The organism is uncultured Proteiniphilum sp., assembly GCF_937873925.1.
In the GTDB taxonomy this organism is placed as follows: Bacteria; Bacteroidota; Bacteroidia; order Bacteroidales; family Dysgonomonadaceae; genus Proteiniphilum.
Window position 1 is genome coordinate 1 of record NZ_CALNAT010000140.1, and the last position, 17,574, is coordinate 17,574.

Genomic DNA, 17,574 nt, shown 5'->3' on the forward strand with positions numbered 1-17,574 from the left:
AAGCCTGCCAGTAACGCCGTGACTACCAGCAGAATCATTAAATTAAATTTTCTCATTTCTTTTCTTTTTACTAAATTATAAAACATAAATTAAATCTATCAATTATTTTTTTTACGGGATTATTTCTAATCCCGTTTCGGTTTTATTCTTTTATCTTCTGTATAAATTCTTTCAGGTTACGGGAGGCCTCTTCAAGTCCGGCTTTCTCTGCCGCACTAAAACAGGCTCCGGCCCTCTCGTAATTTCCCTTCAACAACTCCAGAACCCCCATGGCATTGTTATATTCGGGGGCGGGGAGGGTTGACTTCACCTTGGCAAGGTATCGCTCCGCCAACACGATATCGTTTCGCGTGAGGGCCGCTATTGCCGCGTTCAGGTTGGCCGTTTCGTCTTCCGGGAACATCCGGACGGCGGTTTCGAACACATCGGCAAACTCTTCCGATCCGTATGGATAGGTATTCGCAACCAGGTATATCTCGTTAAGAGAAAGATTCTGCGGCCGGCTCTTTATCATCTCCTTTGCTTCGCTCACATCAAACTGACGGATGCTGTACGTAACACGACACGTGGCGACCCGTAATTTCGGGAACATGTTCGTTACCATATAACGGTACGGACGACCCGCATCCAAATCCATCAACTCTTTTTTCCGCACGGCATCGCTTTCGCTTGAGCGAATAATATCCAGAACTTCCTTCTTATATTCCATGTCGGATTCGCTGACAAGTTTTTCCAGCCCGGTCCAGTTCTCCCCGCCAAAACCGGCGTGGTATAAATTTTTCACGAAATCATAGCGGATAACCAGGTAATCCTGAAGGGATTTCGCCCGCTCTTCCGACAACCGTTTGTTGTTTTCCAAGGTGCCTTCCGGGGACGCGTAACCGGTGATCTCGATTCTTTCTACCGTGATGTACGGGTTATTCTTTACCTCATCTATCATCTCCCGGATCTTCCGCAATTCCGCGGGATTATTCATGTAATCGGGGTAAATATCGGCTTGATTAACCATGAAATCAAGAGAGGCCTCGGTCTTCACATCACGGCGCTTGGTCTCATCTATCTCCGGTTTGATAAAAGCGAGATGGGGAGAACCTTGGGAGGGAACAAGGACTACCTCTTTTTCCCGAGAAACCTGTCCGATCAACTGTTCCACGGCTGTCTGAGGGGACGAAGAGCCGCAACCGCAAAGGTCGCACACTATGTCCAACCGGGCGTCTGACATCCACTCTTTAAACGGCATCGTGTAACTGTAATTCAACGTACGCTCCTGCCGTCCATAGCCTTTTTCAACTGTATACGGGGCAACATAATTTGCCCGCTGCTTTTCCCCCATAAGAGCGAGATAGCGAACATACTCCTTATAGCTGCGCCTCCCTTTTATGGAAACTTCCGGTAAGTCCCTGGAAAGCGTTCCGTCGGTAAGAACGGGAATAATATCCAGGGATTGCCTGCTTTCCACCGGAGCGTTCCCAATATTAATAATCAGTTTTACAACTAAATCATTCCCCTTTTTTGACATTTCAACGGCTTTGATCTTCACTCCTCCTTCACACAGCACCCATTCCTGGGCATGGAGGGATAGCGCGATAAGGAAAGCGGTAAGGGTTATCAGTAATTTCTTCATTTTCTGAATTATTTAATCATATAGATCAGTGAGATACCGGCTTTGGTCGGGCCGAAATAGTGTTTCGACTCATTATCGAGTTTTTGCCCACATTTCTCGCAGGGGAACTTATCGTGCTTCATATAGGCATATCCTACGCCTAGTGTGGCTTCACATCCCCAGCGTTTGCCGAGAATCCAATGATATCCGTAGCTGATGCCACCCCCGGCCAGCCATCCCTCGTAACGGTGATTCAGTATCTGTTTGTTTTCGATCGTTCCGAACATTTTGCCCGAATTGAATCCCCACGGCAGCATACCCCCAAAATTATATTGGGCGTAATGTGTGGAAAAACCCCAAAATCCCCCGCTGAATCTGGTACAGGTCCAAATTCGGAACTCCGGCTGCACAAGCCAATGCTTCATCTTCCGATTGTCCGAAAAAGTCCAGGGATTAATATTGCCGGAGAGATCGAGCGTGGTACGTTCTCCCAATCCGAACTCCACACCGAAATTCAATGAAGTGGTGGCATCATAAAGCAGATTTGTTTTTAGGGCAAGCTCCTGACCCACGAGTCGGCTCAGGCAAACTCCACATAAGAATACAAGTAACAATAATTTTTTCATCATTTTATTCTAAAAATGCACCGCTGTCTCTATATATAATAAAAAGAAAGTTATTAAATGAAAAACGTGATTTTCAAATACAATTTTAAAAAAAAGACAATTAAACTGATATATTAATAATCCCCACAAAAAATTATGTTTTAACGAAATAAAACCTTATCCGGAAGCCATAATATAAATGCGTTTCGGGACAAAAGTATGATTATCTTTGTTTTACCAAATACCAGAAAATGAAAAATGGGGATTTTTTCCACAATTTTCTTTGACTCCCTTGTAGCTACCCTTTAGTAATTCTTTGAGAGATACACTTACACAGCCTCTAATCTTAGATAAAATTAGCTAATAACTTGGAGCAGTAATAACCCGAAAATTTTCACAAAGTTCATTATTTTATAAAAACGTGACATAAATTTAATACTACATAGATACCACACCTATTATCAGCCGTTAAATATATTAAATAAAAATCTATATATCAATACAATAAAAAATCATACATCCTGCTTCCCTTACGATCTTCCGTAAACAAAAACATCTTTTTCTTTCTTTCAGGTTAGAATACAAAGTCGCTAAAAGTTATAAAAAAGGGTAAAAATTAAATTTTGGTATGATGGACAATAATATTATTTTTGTGTTCAACAGATATAGTTATAAGTTCTGTTTGTCGTAAAGTCAGAATAAATACACAATTCTATTACAACTAAAGCACTGATTTAATGAAACATTCTCTGCTCTTTTATTTGTTATTGTTATTTGCAACCGGTCTAAAAGCCCGTCCCGTCCATCCGGACAAAATAAAAGAAACAGACAGCTTACTTTCCATCGTGTTTGCGGAATTATCCAATGTAAATCCCACCGGGGCGCTCAAACTGGCCACCGAAGCATTATCGCTGAGCAGGGATTTGAACTACTCTAAAGGAAAAGCCATGTCCTTTTTTTACATAGGACAGATCTTTAATTATCTGGGTAAGTATGAAAAATCAATGGAATACCTGTCGCTTTCGGAACAGGAGGAATACAGCAAAGACGACGTTATAATGCTGTCGGAGGTGAGCAGGGTAAAAGGGCAGGTATATTACCTGCTGGGCCTGGGCAAGGCATCGTTCAACGAATTCCGGACTGCGCACAACTATGCTGTCAGGATAAAGGATAGGGAGAAGAGGAATCGTTATACCAGTCTGGCTTACGAAAACCTGAGTATAGCCTACAACATAATAAAGGATATGCCGGACTCATCGTTGTATTATATGGAAAAAAATGAACAGCTACTGGCAACAACGGACGAAAGCCTTACATTCAAAAATAAGATCAACCTTTATAGCCTCTACGGCCAACACTACACCGCGCGGCAACAATATGACACGGCCGTGTATTATTTCAATAAGGCTCTCTCGCTCATCTCAGGATACAATTATCCCTATTCCTCGTGGCTCTATGCCCGATGGGGTGACATGCACCTGCAGAAGGGCGACAGCGACTCCGCGATGATCTTTTATCGGAAAGGACTGGAAAATATAGAGAAAACTAACCTGAGAAATGAACTACCGCCGCTTTATCAGAAAATATCGGATATCTATTCCGAACAGGGGGTAGAAGACTCAGCAAGGTTGTACCGGGAAAAATATATTCAGTTAGACGCAGAACAGACCGGTTCAATAATTATGGCGACCGAGGAGGCTCTCGCAATCCTTCTGCGGGAGGAACGGAAACTGTCTCTCGGGAAACTACAGAAGTTCGCCTTATTGTCAGTCGGCCTTTTTATCACCCTCTCGTCGGCCTTTATCGTTATCTACCGGCAATCGGTAAAAAACAGAAAGAAGATGCTGAGTAAAAAGGAAAACGAGGTTTCGGAACTGAAACAAAAGTTGAATGACGCTTTTGAAGAGGTGTTCGAACTGGCCAGGAAGAACGACTCTGCCTTTCTCCCCCGATTCAGGGAAGTATATCCCGAGTTCATCAAAAACCTTTTCAGGCAACATCCCGATATAATCACGTCCGAGCTGCAACTGTGTGCGATGATATTCCTCAATTTCTCATCAAAGGAGATAGCGGAATATATGTTTATTACGCATCGCTCAGTGCAGACAAGAAAAAGCAGGCTGAGGAAAAAACTGGGTATCCCGGGTGAGGTAGATCTTTACCGGTATTTCAAATCTATTTCATACATCTGAACCCCCAAGAGGTTCCCTATACAGGCCATGATGCAGGTAAAATTTCACTTCTTTGTTGACAGGGTCATAAAAAAGGGCGCCCGGTTGGCCGGACACCCTACTTTATGTAAGACTGCGGGTATACAATTCTAATAATCACGTTTCGGCATAAAGTTCCAATACTCCATGTTGGTGATGATTTCCACCGTAACCTTACGGTCCCCTTCGCGTACGATATGCGATTCGCCAACCGGAGCGTAAGATATTTTCTTGCCCACGCCTCGCGATTTCATCATATCGGACGGAACTCCGCGTGATTCCAACGCTTCTATAACGGCTGCCGCACGCCTTCTCGACAATCCGATATTGTATTCGGCGCTACCCCGTACGTCAGTATAACCGGTGATCAGATATTTCCTGCCGGGATCGGCTTTCATGATACCGGCAATCTTATCCAGCACTTCTTCGCTCACCGGACGGATATCGGACCTGTCGAACTCGAAGTAGATGTTGTTGAACAGCTCGCAGATTTCCGCAGATGGTTTTTCGGTAACTGCTGCCGGTATTTCCACGATCTTTTCTATCGTTACCGGCGGGGCCTGCACGATTTTCTCCACTTCCACATACTGCACAGTGGGGACCCTTTTCTTGGATCTTCCGCCCATCCGCCAGATCAGCCTTACCGTTCCCTGGAGGGAGTTGGCTACATCCTTGTGCGGCATCAGCAGATAGTCGCCCTGCAGACCGATCCCGAAGCGGTCGTTCAGCCATGTGTTCATCCCCACACCCAGCGAAACGGGGATCAACTCATTCCGGTCGGTGCCGTCTTTGTTATAAAGGTTTTCCAGTACCCACGACATTTCTTCGGGCAAATCGCCCTCCGCCCCCCGGTATTTCATATCGAAGTTCTTTTTCATATAGCTTACTCCCACACGGAAAAAAGGATCGATATACTTGGAGTCGAAATATTCACCCAAACGCCACTGCAAACCGGGTCCCACCATATAGAGTGTCCTCAGTTTATCCGCCCCGTCAATATACTGTTCGGTAAAACCGACCGTTCCCTGCAAATCGAGATAAAAATAGGGGCTCAACTCGCGGGCAATGTACAAATTAGGACCAATCACACTGTGGCGTAGTTGCAGGCCAAGCTGATAGTTATCGGCCGATTTTTGGAAGTTCGTAAAATCCATCCGGCTGAACTGAAAGACAGATGCGCCGATGCCGACTTCCCAGGCACGCTTTACCTTACTTTCCGTAACCAACTCTCCCACAGCGGAATCCTGCGCCCCCGAAGGTGCAAACAGGCAGAGGAAGCCGCATAAAAAGACAGATAATATATTATTTCTCTTCATAGTGATTCTATTTAGAACGCGATTATAATTTCAGCAGATAATTGCCGCCAACCTCCACAATTCTGTCCACGCTTCCGTAACCCTCCATCTCCGCCCTTACAAGGATCGTATACGCGGAGTATGTCCTTGGTATATCGGAAGTGGAGTATGTACCGGCAGGGCTTTCTGTCAACACCACAAAATTATTATGATTAAAGGCATCCATCGCCGTGACGGTCATACCGGGGGTTCCCTTCAAGGTGAGCAAAAGGAAGTGATCATCTACAATGGAGAGGGTCCACTCCTCCACTTCCACGGGTGTCAAGCCCGGCGTCTCATGGCAAAAACATTTGAACAACTCGTCCATAAATTCTCTAATAGTCTTGTTCCCATTGCCCGGCAGGGTTTTCCAAAATTCAAACAACGCGAATACGTCGCCGCCCTGCAACCAGACCAGAAAGTCTTCCCAGGTATTACCGCCGGTATATTCGGAACTGTCTTTATTGGTCATCTCTCCCTTATCTACAGCTTCTTTCCATAGCTCATAGGCCGATTTTCCGTTCACCCCGTCAATGCCGTCTTCTCCTTTCAACGAGTTAAAGAAATCCTCAATAGGAGTATTGGGGTCTTTTTCGTTCACCTCTATCCACAGCTCGAAAGCTGACTTTCCGGCATCGCCTTTGTCTCCCTTATCACCTTTAGGCCCTTGCGGGAGCACTATCTCCAAATTGTTTTCGCAACTCAGCATGAATAACGCCATGACGATAAAGCCGAATAACATTCTAAAATGATTCTTCTTCATAGAAAATTTAATTTGATTTAAAACAAAATACAATAAAACAACAGTATATAAACCCATGGAGACTATACAGTTCCATTTTGGGAAAGATTTTTTGCCGTGATTATTTTTTCACTTTCCCCGGTTCCACCTTGCCGGATTTTTCACCTCAATGGGTACCCCTGCCGGGAGGGGAAATGAGAGCATCCGCTGAATAACCGCGTAGACATTTGTTGACTCACTTACCAAAAAAATTACAAAATTCTCCTCGAAAGAGAAGAAAAAGTTGAATGCCGATGTAAATTTTATAGGACTCTATCAGCCCTGATAAGCAAATTAAAGACATTTTTATATACAAAACAGACACCTTCCGGCGCGTAATTATCTTTGTATTTACTCAGGCCTCAACTAGTTGAAGCGTTTGCACTACTGCAATGTGATCGTTTTTAGTCCTTCCTGTTGAAATAGGTGAGTCTCTGGCGGATGAACATGAAATGATCACACACTTTTAGTATGTTTGAAATAAATTGTCTTACTTATCCTGTAAATGACAACAGATACGGGTGGTCGTAAGCCGTGATTTTTATTTTTCTTAACAATAGCCAAATTACATCGCTTGCACCTCAGCTATTCTTAACTAAATTAGTTAAGTGCAACAAATATATGTCGATCGTATCGTTTTCCAAGAATATTTTTGCTTACATAACATTACAGCTTATGAGGGCAATCAGCGAGAATTGATTGCGAGATTAGCTTTGAATGAATTTCATGTTTAAAATAGTTTAAATACTCTCCTTCTCTGCCGGAATGGCATTTACTCCGTAAAATGCGAATTTAATAATGAATGGAGAAAATAATAACGAAAATGGAACAAGATCAAGTATGAGATACAGAAGGAGAACATTTCCCCACAGCAGGGTATAATGTTCTCCTTCCTGGCTTTTATTTAACCTGATTAATCCAGCTCCTTTATTTTGATATTCTGGAACCATACCTCATCACCATGGTCCTGCAGAAGGAGCAGCCCTTCCCCGGCATTGCCGAAATCGGGCCAGTCCTTGTATTTGCTGAAATTTACCAATGCTTTCCACATCTGGTTGTTCCGCTCGTACTCGACGATCTTCACACCGTTGAGCCAATGTTCCACATGGTTTCCCCTGACGACCACCATAGCGGTGTTGAAAAATCCGCCGCGGAAAGGCTTATCCTTGGGAGCAGGGATCAGATCGTAGAGCGAACCCAACGTCCGGTTACCTTCAACACCCAGTTTCGCGTCGGGGTGCTTTTTGTCGTCCAGTATCTGGAATTCGCACCCGATAGCCGACCCTTCCCCTTTATTCAGGTTGGTATCCACAAAATATTTGATACCGCTGTTGGCGCCTTCGGTAATTTTGAAATCCACTTTCAACATAAAGTTCCTGTAGGGACGGATAGTGACGATATCGCCTCCGTTGGTGGATTCGCCGCCATCGCTTTTTTGCACTTTCAGTATACCGTTCTCAATGGACCATCCTTTTTCGGGGAAATGATCCGATTTGGCGCCGCGCCATCCTTCGGTGGTCTTGCCGTCCCACAGCAATTTCCAGCCCTGTGCGGCTTCGCGCTCCGAAAGGGTGTTAGCAATAGTATTGACCTGCTTAACCTTACTATTTTCGGGAGTTTTAAACCGCTCCACACCTTCCGTAAGGATACGGATATTGCGCCAGGAAACGGTCTTCCCTTCCAGATCGGCGTTACCGATAGCGTGTACCTGCAGCGCAATGAAGCCCGATAGCGTGGTGTTATCCAGCAGGTCGGCACAAGGTATGCCGTTTACCCAGGTACGGATGGAACTCCCGATCGCTTCGATGCGGGCTTTGTTCCACTCTCCGCTTTTGAATGCTTTCTGCCCTTCGGGGTTGTAGTTCATTGGGTAGAGCCATCCCCGGCGCGCTTCATCGTAGATACCTCCCGTCCATGCCCTGCCGGAGGGATCGATCTCAAACTGGTAGCCGTGTACACGACCATTCATATAGTTCTTCAGACTGTTACTGCGGAACTGGACGCCGGAATTCAACCCGTCGTCTACCCTGAACTCAAATTCCAGAATAAAATCGCTGTACGTTTTTTTGGTCGCCAGAAAGGTATTGGGGGTATTCATCCTGGAAATACCGATAATGGTGTTATCCTGCACTTTGTATTCGGCCGTACCATTCAATTTTTCCCATCCCCCGAGGTTACGGCCGTTGAACAGGTTCTCCCATTTCGGCTCCTGCGACCATGCCGAAACGGTTACTATCACTGCTAAAACTGTGAGTCCTATTTTTTTTATCATAACTAAATTAATATGCCAATGAATTAATATGCCAATGTGCTAATTCTGTTGAAATCAGAACTGAGAACATGGACCCAAGAAGTGGAAAGTTGAGAAGTGAAGAAGTCTTGATTCTTGATTCCGAAAGTCTCTGCTCTTTATTCTTTACTCTTTTAATCAAACTACATAAAAATCTTCCCAACCTTTTCGTGGTGGTTCGCCGGTGAGGTAAGCATCAGCAAAAGCATCGTTGGTGACCCGTCTGGTTTCACGGTCGAACACGATCTTCCGGTTGAGTTTCTGTGCAGCCACACCCAGGCAGAACACCTGACTTAACGGAGCGGATATTTCAAACGGAGAGCGGGTTTTCTCCTTTCCCTGGCAGGCCAGCAGGAAGTTGGCAAAATGGGTGGAGGGACTCGCCGGCACTTGGGGAAGATCTTTTTCCATCGCTTTCGCTTTCTCTTCGGGGATAATGCTCAGCGTGCTACCGTGTGATCCTCCCTTGAAAGTCAGCTCCTTGCTATAGATCTCTTTGCCCGGGTTCAGCTTGGCCGGTTGTATCTGTCCGCCGGCTACCGTAGGAATATTGGGGTCGAGTTCGGATACGCCATATCCTTCAGGGACGGACGGGATATTGTCAAGCCCGTCATACCAGGTAATAACCAGTGGCGGCATATTGCCCCGCTTAGGGAATTTGAACTCTATGGTACTCGACATCGGGAAGAAATAGTCGTTATGACCGCTCAGCTTCAACGGCGTAACTTCTTCCGGCAGGCCCAGGTCGAGGAATTCGTGCACTGTGTCGAGAATGTGCGCTCCCCAGTCGCCCAGGGCTCCCATTCCGAAATCGTACCAGCAGCGCCACTGCCCGTAATGGAAATCTTTATTGTAGTCGTGGTACCGCTGTGCCATCAACCATGTATCCCAGTCCAATGTTTCGGGGATAGGTTCGGCGGCGGGAAACTTTTTGATGCCCGTATCCCAGCCGTGCCAGCGGCGCGCATTATTCATGTGCGCCGTGACGGCCGTCACATCTTTGATAATACCGGCTTCTTTCCAGGCTTTGAACTGGAAATAGTTGGCATCCGAATGGCCCTGGTTACCCATCTGGGTGACTACCTTCGGATATTTCTTTGCTGCTTTCAGGAGCAGTTCCGATTCGTGGAAAGTGCGCGTCAGTGGCTTTTCCACGTAGACATGTTTACCTTCGGCCATCGACATCATCACTACGGGAAAATGGGCGAAGTCGGGTGTGGCGATAGCTACCGCTTCAATCTCATTGCCCATCTTATCGAACATCTCCCTGAAATCCTTGAACCGTTTTGCGTTCGGGAACTTGTCGAGTGCCTTCTTTGTATGGTCGGCTCCCAGATCCACGTCACAAAGAGCGACCACATTGGCCAGTCCCGTCTTGTCAAAATCATTGATGATCTCCCATCCCCTGTTTCCGATACCGATGTGGGCCAGATTCACTTTTTTATTGGCGCCCACAACCCTGTTGTAGCTTGCGGCATTCATTTTAGTCGATATGCCGCCCATAGCCAGCCCGGCTGACGCCAGAGCTGCGTTTCTGATAAATTCTCTTCTTGTTGACATGATATATAATAAAATAATGAACTTTGTCTATGCAAGCCGGTCTTTGTGTGCCCACAGACCTAGCGCGGGACTTGAAATATAATAAACTTCCTCGCCGTCGGAGAGGGTGTTGAAACCCTCTTTCAGACGCAAGGGATCATATTTCCGCATGATTTCATCGATATCGCCCCACTGGAAACCGACACTCTCGATCTCTTCACGGGTGAGGTTTTCCGGCCCTTTTCCGGGACAGTAGGTGACGGAAAATCTTCCTTCGGAAGATCCGTGGATAAGATGCGCCGCCGCTCCCAGATTATCCCTGAGTTCCTGATTCTCGGACACCGCTTTCAAGGTGTGGGGCGTACCGAAATAACCATATTTACGGATCAGTGAATCGATCGTTCTATCTTCCCCGAACTCTTTCAATGCCGGAGCCAGTACGATCAGTTCGCCTCCGTCGGCAATAGCCATCCGTGTACGGTAAACCGACTTATTCCCCAGCCACGTACTTTTAAATTCCGTGGGATCGAGCCATACAACCACTTTTTTCAATGGTTTCCTGACCATCACGAAGTTGACCTCCAGAGAAAGTTTAGCGGCGCGGTCGAACACCTCCGGGTCGTCCCCCACGAACAGCCCGTAGGTATGCTGCTGTCCATCCGCATTCACTCCTACCACTGTCAGAACATAGACAATAGGCAGTTCTTTTAAATATTTTTCAGTAGCATAGTTAAAAACACGCCTTACAGGCGTATCGGCTTTCCCCATCATCCGCTCCATACCGTAAACGGCTCCGATATAATGACTTTTATGGATCCCTTCGCTACCTCCGGTCCCCACAAGGATATTCTTATTATAGTTGGCCATACCCACCACTTCGTGAGGCACCACCTGCCCGACAGAGAGGATCAGGTCGAAACCGCCTTCTACCAACAGTTTATTCACTTGCGCCGGCCAGGAAAAATCGACCTTTCCTTCCGAGATGTCGCGTATATACTCCGTCGGCACCTCGCCCAACGTGATCACATCGTTCCGCCAGTCGTGGTCGCGAAAAAGCGTTTTCGGGGTTTTCCCAAACATATGGTCGATCTGCCGGGCCGTCATGGGGGTGTGCGTACCCAGCGCAGGAAGGATATCGGTGAGCTTTTCCCCGTAATACTCCCATGCGAGCTCGGTAAGTTCACCGGCGCGGCTGGGTAAACGGGTATAATCGGGCGGAACGGCAAGCACTTTCCGCCGTTCACCCAGTTTTCCCAATGCTTCATGCAGTCCTCTCCTCAGATCATCATGTGAAAGATTAGTCCCCGGAGAGCCATTTTCGTAATATATCATCCTTTTAAAACTAAAAGTGAAAAACTAAAAATCACCAATTATTTCATTAGTTTCATTGGTACATTAGTCTCATTGGCACATTAGTCTCATTGGCACATTAATAATCACCTTCCCACATCAAACATCGTAAGTGGTAGAAGCCGTATTACCGCCGCGCCCCGTCCAGTCGGTATGGAAGAACTCACCGCGCGGCTTGTCAACCCGCTCATATTGGTGTGCTCCGAAATAGTCGCGTTGCGCCTGCAGGAGGTTTGCCGGCAGACGCGCACTCCGGAACCCGTCGAAGTAACCCAATGCCGAGGTAAGAGCCGGTACGGGAATCCCATTCTGGATCGCCGTGGCGCAAACTCTACGCCAGCTTTCCTCCGCCGACAGTACCGCTTCTTTGAAGAAGGAGTCGAACAACAGGTTTTCCAGTGAAGGATCGTTATCGAATGCCTTTTTGATATCTCCCAGGAAACGGGAACGGATGATGCAACCGCCGCGCCACATCAGGGCGATACCTCCATAATTCAGATTCCATCCATACTCTTTGGCGGCCTCCATCATCAAGTCATAGCCCTGGGCATAGGAGATGATCTTGGCGCCGTAGAGCGCCTTTTCCAGGTCATCGACAAACTGCTTCTTGTCTCCTTTAAAATCCGATTTTTTCCCTGAGATCACTTCTGATGCTTTTACCCTTAACTCTTTCTGGGCCGAGAGGCAACGTGAGAAGACCGATTCGCCGATCAACGTGAGTGGAATGCCCAGGTCGAGCGCCGTCACGGCTGTCCATTTACCGGTACCTTTCTGACCGGCCGTATCGAGGATGTTCTCCACTAACGGACTTCCATCCTCATCCTTATAAGCCATAATATCGGCCGTGATCTCTATCAGGTAGGAATCCAGCACCCCGCTGTTCCACCTCTTGAATACTTCATGCTGCTCAAACGCATCCATACCGAGCAATTCTTTCATCAGATGATACGCTTCGTTGATGATCTGCATATCGCCATACTCAATACCGTTATGCACCATCTTCACGAAGTGGCCGGCACCATTCTCTCCCACCCAATCGCAACAGGGAACACCTCCATCTACTTTGGCGGCAACGGCCTGGAATATCTCTTTCACATGGGGCCATGCTTCCGGAGAACCGCCAGGCATCATGGAAGGCCCTTTCAGGGCTCCCTCTTCACCGCCGGAAACACCTGTCCCAACATACAGCAACCCTTTGCTCTCCACATATTTGGTTCTGCGGATGGTATCGGGAAAATGGCTGTTCCCCCCGTCAATGATAATATCCCCGGGCTCAAGCAGGGGAATGAGCTGTTCGATAAAATCGTCCACGGGCTTACCCGCTTTTACCAGCATCATCACTTTGCGGGGCCTTTCTAGGGATGTCACCAACTCCTCTAAAGAGTGCGTACCGATAAAATTTTTGCCTTTCCCCCGTCCGTTGACAAATGCATCTACTTTGTCGACAGTACGGTTGAACACGGCTACCGTGTAGCCTTTGCTTTCCATGTTTAAGACCAGATTTTCACCCATCACGGCCAATCCGATCAATCCGATATCTGCTTTTTGTTGCATTGTTATATGATTATATTATTTTAGAATAAAGAACTACTTGATTTGCAAATTAGTCGATTTACTCATTAGCAGATTAACTAATCAGCACCTCATTCTTTTCCACCTTTCCACTTGATCACCTTACCTCACCACTCTCGCATTACCTTTCCAGATACTCCATATCATCTCCTCATCGGCCGGCTGGGCGTAATCCGTGAGGAACGTAGTTGCCAACGCGCCGCTCGCCCAAGCAAACCGCACCCAGTTTTCGGGCTCCATCCCTTTCAGGATGCTATAGAGTAATCCGCCGACGAAACCGTCGCCACCGCCGATACGGTCTATTACGTTGATCCTGCGTAAAGGAGCTTCGTGCCAGTTCCCGTTTTCATAAACAATGGCACCCCAGAGATGTTCATTGGCGCTGACCACTTCACGGAGCGTATTGGCAAAGACCGAAACATGGGGGAAAGCTTTCTTCGCATTCAGGATCATACCTTTGAAAGCATCCAGCGTTCCTCCGATGTTTTCACCTCCTGCTTTCGGCCCTTCGATACCGAGACAAAGCTGAAAATCCTCTTCATTGCCGATAAGGATATCGGAAAGGGAGGCGATCTCGGTAAAAGCCTCTTTCAGTGCTGACTCCCTTCCTTTCCAGAATGTAGCCCGATAATTCAGGTCGAAGGAAATAAGCGTGCCATGCTTTTTGGCATAACGGGCTATTTCGAGACAGAAGTTGCTTGTATCAGGAGAAAGCGCCGCGATGAGGCCGGAAAGATGTACGATCTGCACGCCCTCTTTACCGAAGATCCGTTCCAGATCAAAATCTTCCACATTCAAGGTTTTTCCCACCTCACCCGCGCGGTCGTTCTGTACCCGCGGACCCCGCAGTCCGAAACCGCTGTCGGCGATATTGAACTGATGCCGGTATCCCCAGGGATCGCCCTGTGGCACTTCCGGTCCCTCATATTCCATATTTCGTGCCCTGAGATCGGCTTTAATAAAAGCGGCGATCGGGCTGTTTTTCACAAAGGTAGTGAGTACCTTCACGGGAAGTCCCAGGTAGGACGAGATACTCGCCACATTGGTCTCGGCGCTGGTCGCCTGCATCCGAAAAAGGTTGGTACTCTGCACCGGCTGTGCATCTACCGGCGTAATGCGCACTCCCATACTGGTAGGTACTACCAATGAATATTTAAACTCTTTTTTTAATGCTACAGACATATATTAATGTGTTAATTCTTCAATGTACCAATATGCCAAATGAATAACCGGTAATTAACTATTTCCCAAATCCCGGATCAGACATCCAAAGTCTTGAATCTTGGTTCTTGGCTCTCGCATCTATATACTAAACGCATCAAAACCTCCGTCTACGATCGCTACCGTTCCGGTCACGAACTTGGACGCGTCGCTTACCAGATAATGGAGTGTGCCCAGCAACTCTTCGGGAGCTCCGAATCGGCGGAAAGGGGTATGTGCTATAATGGTATTACCCCGGGCGGAATAAGACCCGTCGGGATTGGTGAGCAGCGCCCTGTTTTGCTCCGTGATAAAAAAGCCGGGACACAACGCGTTGACACGGAAATCTTCCCCGAATTTAATGGCCATTTCTCCTGCCATATATTGGGTAAAGTTGGTCACTGCCGCTTTGGCCGCTCCATATCCTGCGACACGTGTCAGTGGGCGTAATGCCGATGCGGAGGAGATATTCACTATATTTCCCTTTTTTTCCCTGACCATATATTCGGCAAAAACCAGCGTGGGGACAACCGTTCCCATCAGATTCAGATCGACCACCTTCCGGAAATCATCCGCTTTTAGATCAAAGATGGTACTGTCAGGGCCGATGGTCGCACCCGGCATATTTCCGCCCGCGCCGTTGATCAACACATCAATTCTCCCGTATTGCTCCGCGATCTCTTCGGCATTTCGCTTCAGGACAGACTCATCGGTCACATCAGTCCGGAGGAACAGAGCATCCCCTCCGGCAGTTTTTACTTTTTGCACCAGTTCATCCCCTTTTTCCTTGTTTCGCGCCAGCACCGCCACTTTCGCACCGTGCTTCGCCAGATACTCCACCATCGAGGAACCCAGTACTCCGGTTCCACCCGTGATAACAATCACTTTTCCTCTAATATCAAATAATTCGTACATAGTTTATTGATTTAATGACCGGACAAAAATAAGCCGACCGTTTTACTTTTTATTCATTTTTATCGTAAAAAACTCTTCCAAAAACGAAAGTCGGCATCTCAACCCCGGAAATTTTGTTCCACCTTACATATTAAACAACCTTCTCAAATGCCTGTCATAAATATTCTCCTCCACGCCCGAAGCAATCACATCGGCATATCCAAACCGCCTTCTTCATTCGCTTTCATGATAGCGCTCAACTGCGCTTTCCCCTGATGAGTGAAACGGCCCTCTACTCCGGTACTGTATTTTTCTAATTTCATCATTTTATCCTTAAAAATTAAAAAAATCTTTCGCGTTTTTATAGGATATATTTTCTACCATCTTTCCAAGGAAGTCCATCTCCGAAGCAGGCAACAGGCCCTGTTCAACATCATTCCCGATAAGATTGCACAAGATCCGGCGGAAATACTCATGGCGGGGATAGGAGAGGAAACTGCGCGAATCGGTAAGCATCCCCACGAAGCGGCTCAACAGTCCGAGATTGGAAAGAGAGTTCATCTGCGCTTCCATACCGGTCTTTTGGTCGAGGAACCACCATCCGGAACCGAACTGCATTTTTCCGGCGACCGACCCGTCCTGGAAATTCCCGATCATGGTGGCTATCATGTCGTTATCCCCGGGATTCAGATTGTAGATAATGGTTTTGGCCAATCTGTTGTCTTTATCCAACTGGTCGAAGAAACGGCTCATCGCTTTTGCTACGGTAAAATCGCCGATTGAATCGAACCCCGTATCCGGGCCGAGGTGTCTGAACAACCTCGTGTTGTTATTGCGAATAGCGCCATAATGGAATTGTTGCGTCCATCCTTTCTCCCAATCCATCACGGCTCCCTCATATAACATGGCCGATTTGAATTTCAAAATCTCCTCTTCCTTCAATTCCTTCCCGTCATATACCGTATTAAAGATCTGTTCAATCTCGGATTGCGTATAAGATTCCGCATAAAACTCCTCGATACCGTGGTCGGAAAGTTTGCATCCGACACCGGCAAAAAAGTCGTGCCGTTTACGGAGCGCTTCGATCAGGCCGCTGAACCGGTTGATGTTCACACCCGCCACCTCGGATAATTTCTCCAGATATGCACGGTACTCTTGCGGATTTTTCACCGCCATAGCTTTATCGGGACGCCATGTGGGAAGCACCTTGATGCCGAACCCCTCCTCTTTCAACGCAATATGATGTTCCAGGTTATCTACGGGATCATCAGTGGTGCAAACCACTTCCACAGAGAATTTTTTCATCAGTCCCCGGGCGGAGAACTCCGGCGTACGAAGCTTATCGGTACATATATTATATATTTCTTCCGCTGTTTCCGGCTTCAGCAGTTTATCCACGCCAAAAGCAGTCTTTAATTCCAAATGGGTCCAGTGGTACAATGGGTTTCGCATGGTATAGGGTACCGTTTCCGCCCATTTTTCAAACTTTTCCCAGTCGGAGGTATCTTTACCGGTACAGTATTTCTCGTCCACGCCGTTGGTACGCATGGCGCGCCACTTGTAATGATCGCCTTCAAGCCATATCTGCCCCAGATTATCGAAGACATGGTTATTTGCTATGTATTCAGGATTCAGATGACAATGGTAGTCAATAATAGGCTGCATTTTTGCATGTTCATGATACAACTCTTTCGCCGTGTCTGTCTGTAGCAAAAAGTCTTGATGTATAAAACTTCCCATATTATATAATATTAAAAAATAAATATTCCTTCCCCGCTCCGGCAAATACTGTTTTCGTACACAATCGATCCCCAAAGTTACATATTTTATCTTATTTACATCCGAAAAAAATTAATTTTTGAATTATTTTATGCCGATATTTTTGAGATATTCCCTCACCACTTAGGTCTTACCGGTCCGATTCGCATCCCCATCCGGGCATTTCACGCCGGTTGTCCGGCTTCTTGCCCTGGCGCAAGCCGGAAAACAAAAAAACAGCCAGATACAGCGAATACAATAATTCCGGAACGGGAAGTGATACGGCACAGCGGGTGAAATGGATGAAAATACTGACCCTGAAAGAAAGGCAAAGAATCATCCCCAAGAATGTGAGGAGGAAATTTTACGAAAAAAGCCGATTGCCATTTTGTGAAGAGAAATTTTAAATTCTATTTTGACGGACAGAAAATTAATCTT

13 protein-coding genes are annotated in these 17,574 nt (G+C 46.7%); 2 read left to right on the forward strand and 11 right to left on the reverse strand.

Annotated features, from left to right (window positions below):
- Positions 1-142: 142 nt before the first annotated feature.
- The gene (locus Q0502_RS09065) at positions 143-1,624 is read right to left on the reverse strand and encodes a DUF3868 domain-containing protein (protein ID WP_298649822.1); all 1,482 of its coding nucleotides are present in this window, start codon (positions 1,622-1,624) and stop codon (positions 143-145) included.
- 8 nt (positions 1,625-1,632) lie between these two features.
- The gene (locus tag Q0502_RS09070; RefSeq protein ID WP_298649860.1) at positions 1,633-2,229 is read right to left on the reverse strand and encodes a DUF3575 domain-containing protein; all 597 of its coding nucleotides are present in this window, start codon (positions 2,227-2,229) and stop codon (positions 1,633-1,635) included.
- Positions 2,230-2,945: 716 nt separating this feature from the next.
- Between Q0502_RS09070 and Q0502_RS09075 the strand changes: the two genes are divergently transcribed.
- Entirely contained in the window at positions 2,946-4,400 is a 1,455-nt protein-coding gene (locus tag Q0502_RS09075) for a LuxR family transcriptional regulator (RefSeq protein ID WP_298649823.1), read from the forward strand.
- Between the two features lie 128 nt (positions 4,401-4,528).
- Here Q0502_RS09075 and Q0502_RS09080 read toward each other — a convergent pair whose 3' ends face one another.
- The 9 genes from Q0502_RS09080 to uxaC all read right to left on the reverse strand — a co-directional run bounded on the left by Q0502_RS09080 (position 4,529) and on the right by uxaC (position 17,118).
- On the reverse strand, positions 4,529-5,734 hold the full coding sequence (locus tag Q0502_RS09080; RefSeq protein WP_298649826.1) for an OmpA family protein: 1,206 nt from the start codon (positions 5,732-5,734) through the stop codon (positions 4,529-4,531).
- Between the two features lie 22 nt (positions 5,735-5,756).
- The gene (locus Q0502_RS09085) at positions 5,757-6,515 is read right to left on the reverse strand and encodes a hypothetical protein (RefSeq protein WP_298649828.1); all 759 of its coding nucleotides are present in this window, start codon (positions 6,513-6,515) and stop codon (positions 5,757-5,759) included.
- Between the two features lie 931 nt (positions 6,516-7,446).
- Entirely contained in the window at positions 7,447-8,805 is a 1,359-nt protein-coding gene (locus Q0502_RS09090) for a DUF1080 domain-containing protein (protein ID WP_298649829.1), read from the reverse strand.
- A gap of 156 nt (positions 8,806-8,961) precedes the next feature.
- Entirely contained in the window at positions 8,962-10,383 is a 1,422-nt protein-coding gene (locus Q0502_RS09095; RefSeq protein WP_298649831.1) for a Gfo/Idh/MocA family oxidoreductase, read from the reverse strand.
- Between the two features lie 27 nt (positions 10,384-10,410).
- On the reverse strand, positions 10,411-11,694 hold the full coding sequence (locus Q0502_RS09100; RefSeq protein ID WP_298649833.1) for a lactate racemase domain-containing protein: 1,284 nt from the start codon (positions 11,692-11,694) through the stop codon (positions 10,411-10,413).
- A gap of 117 nt (positions 11,695-11,811) precedes the next feature.
- The gene (gnd, locus tag Q0502_RS09105; RefSeq protein WP_298649835.1) at positions 11,812-13,266 is read right to left on the reverse strand and encodes a decarboxylating NADP(+)-dependent phosphogluconate dehydrogenase; all 1,455 of its coding nucleotides are present in this window, start codon (positions 13,264-13,266) and stop codon (positions 11,812-11,814) included.
- 120 nt (positions 13,267-13,386) lie between these two features.
- Positions 13,387-14,466, reverse strand: coding sequence for a sugar kinase (locus tag Q0502_RS09110; protein ID WP_298649837.1), 1,080 nt, complete (start codon positions 14,464-14,466; stop codon positions 13,387-13,389).
- Positions 14,467-14,586: 120 nt separating this feature from the next.
- On the reverse strand, positions 14,587-15,399 hold the full coding sequence (locus tag Q0502_RS09115; protein ID WP_298649839.1) for an SDR family oxidoreductase: 813 nt from the start codon (positions 15,397-15,399) through the stop codon (positions 14,587-14,589).
- Between the two features lie 312 nt (positions 15,400-15,711).
- On the reverse strand, positions 15,712-17,118 hold the full coding sequence (gene uxaC / locus Q0502_RS09120; RefSeq protein ID WP_298649841.1) for a glucuronate isomerase: 1,407 nt from the start codon (positions 17,116-17,118) through the stop codon (positions 15,712-15,714).
- Between the two features lie 224 nt (positions 17,119-17,342).
- Here uxaC and Q0502_RS19010 point away from each other — a divergent pair, with 224 nt between their 5' ends.
- Positions 17,343-17,543, forward strand: a complete 201-nt coding sequence (locus Q0502_RS19010) for a pectinesterase family protein (protein WP_366521782.1) — start codon at positions 17,343-17,345, stop codon at positions 17,541-17,543.
- The last annotated feature ends 31 nt before the right edge of the window (positions 17,544-17,574 follow it).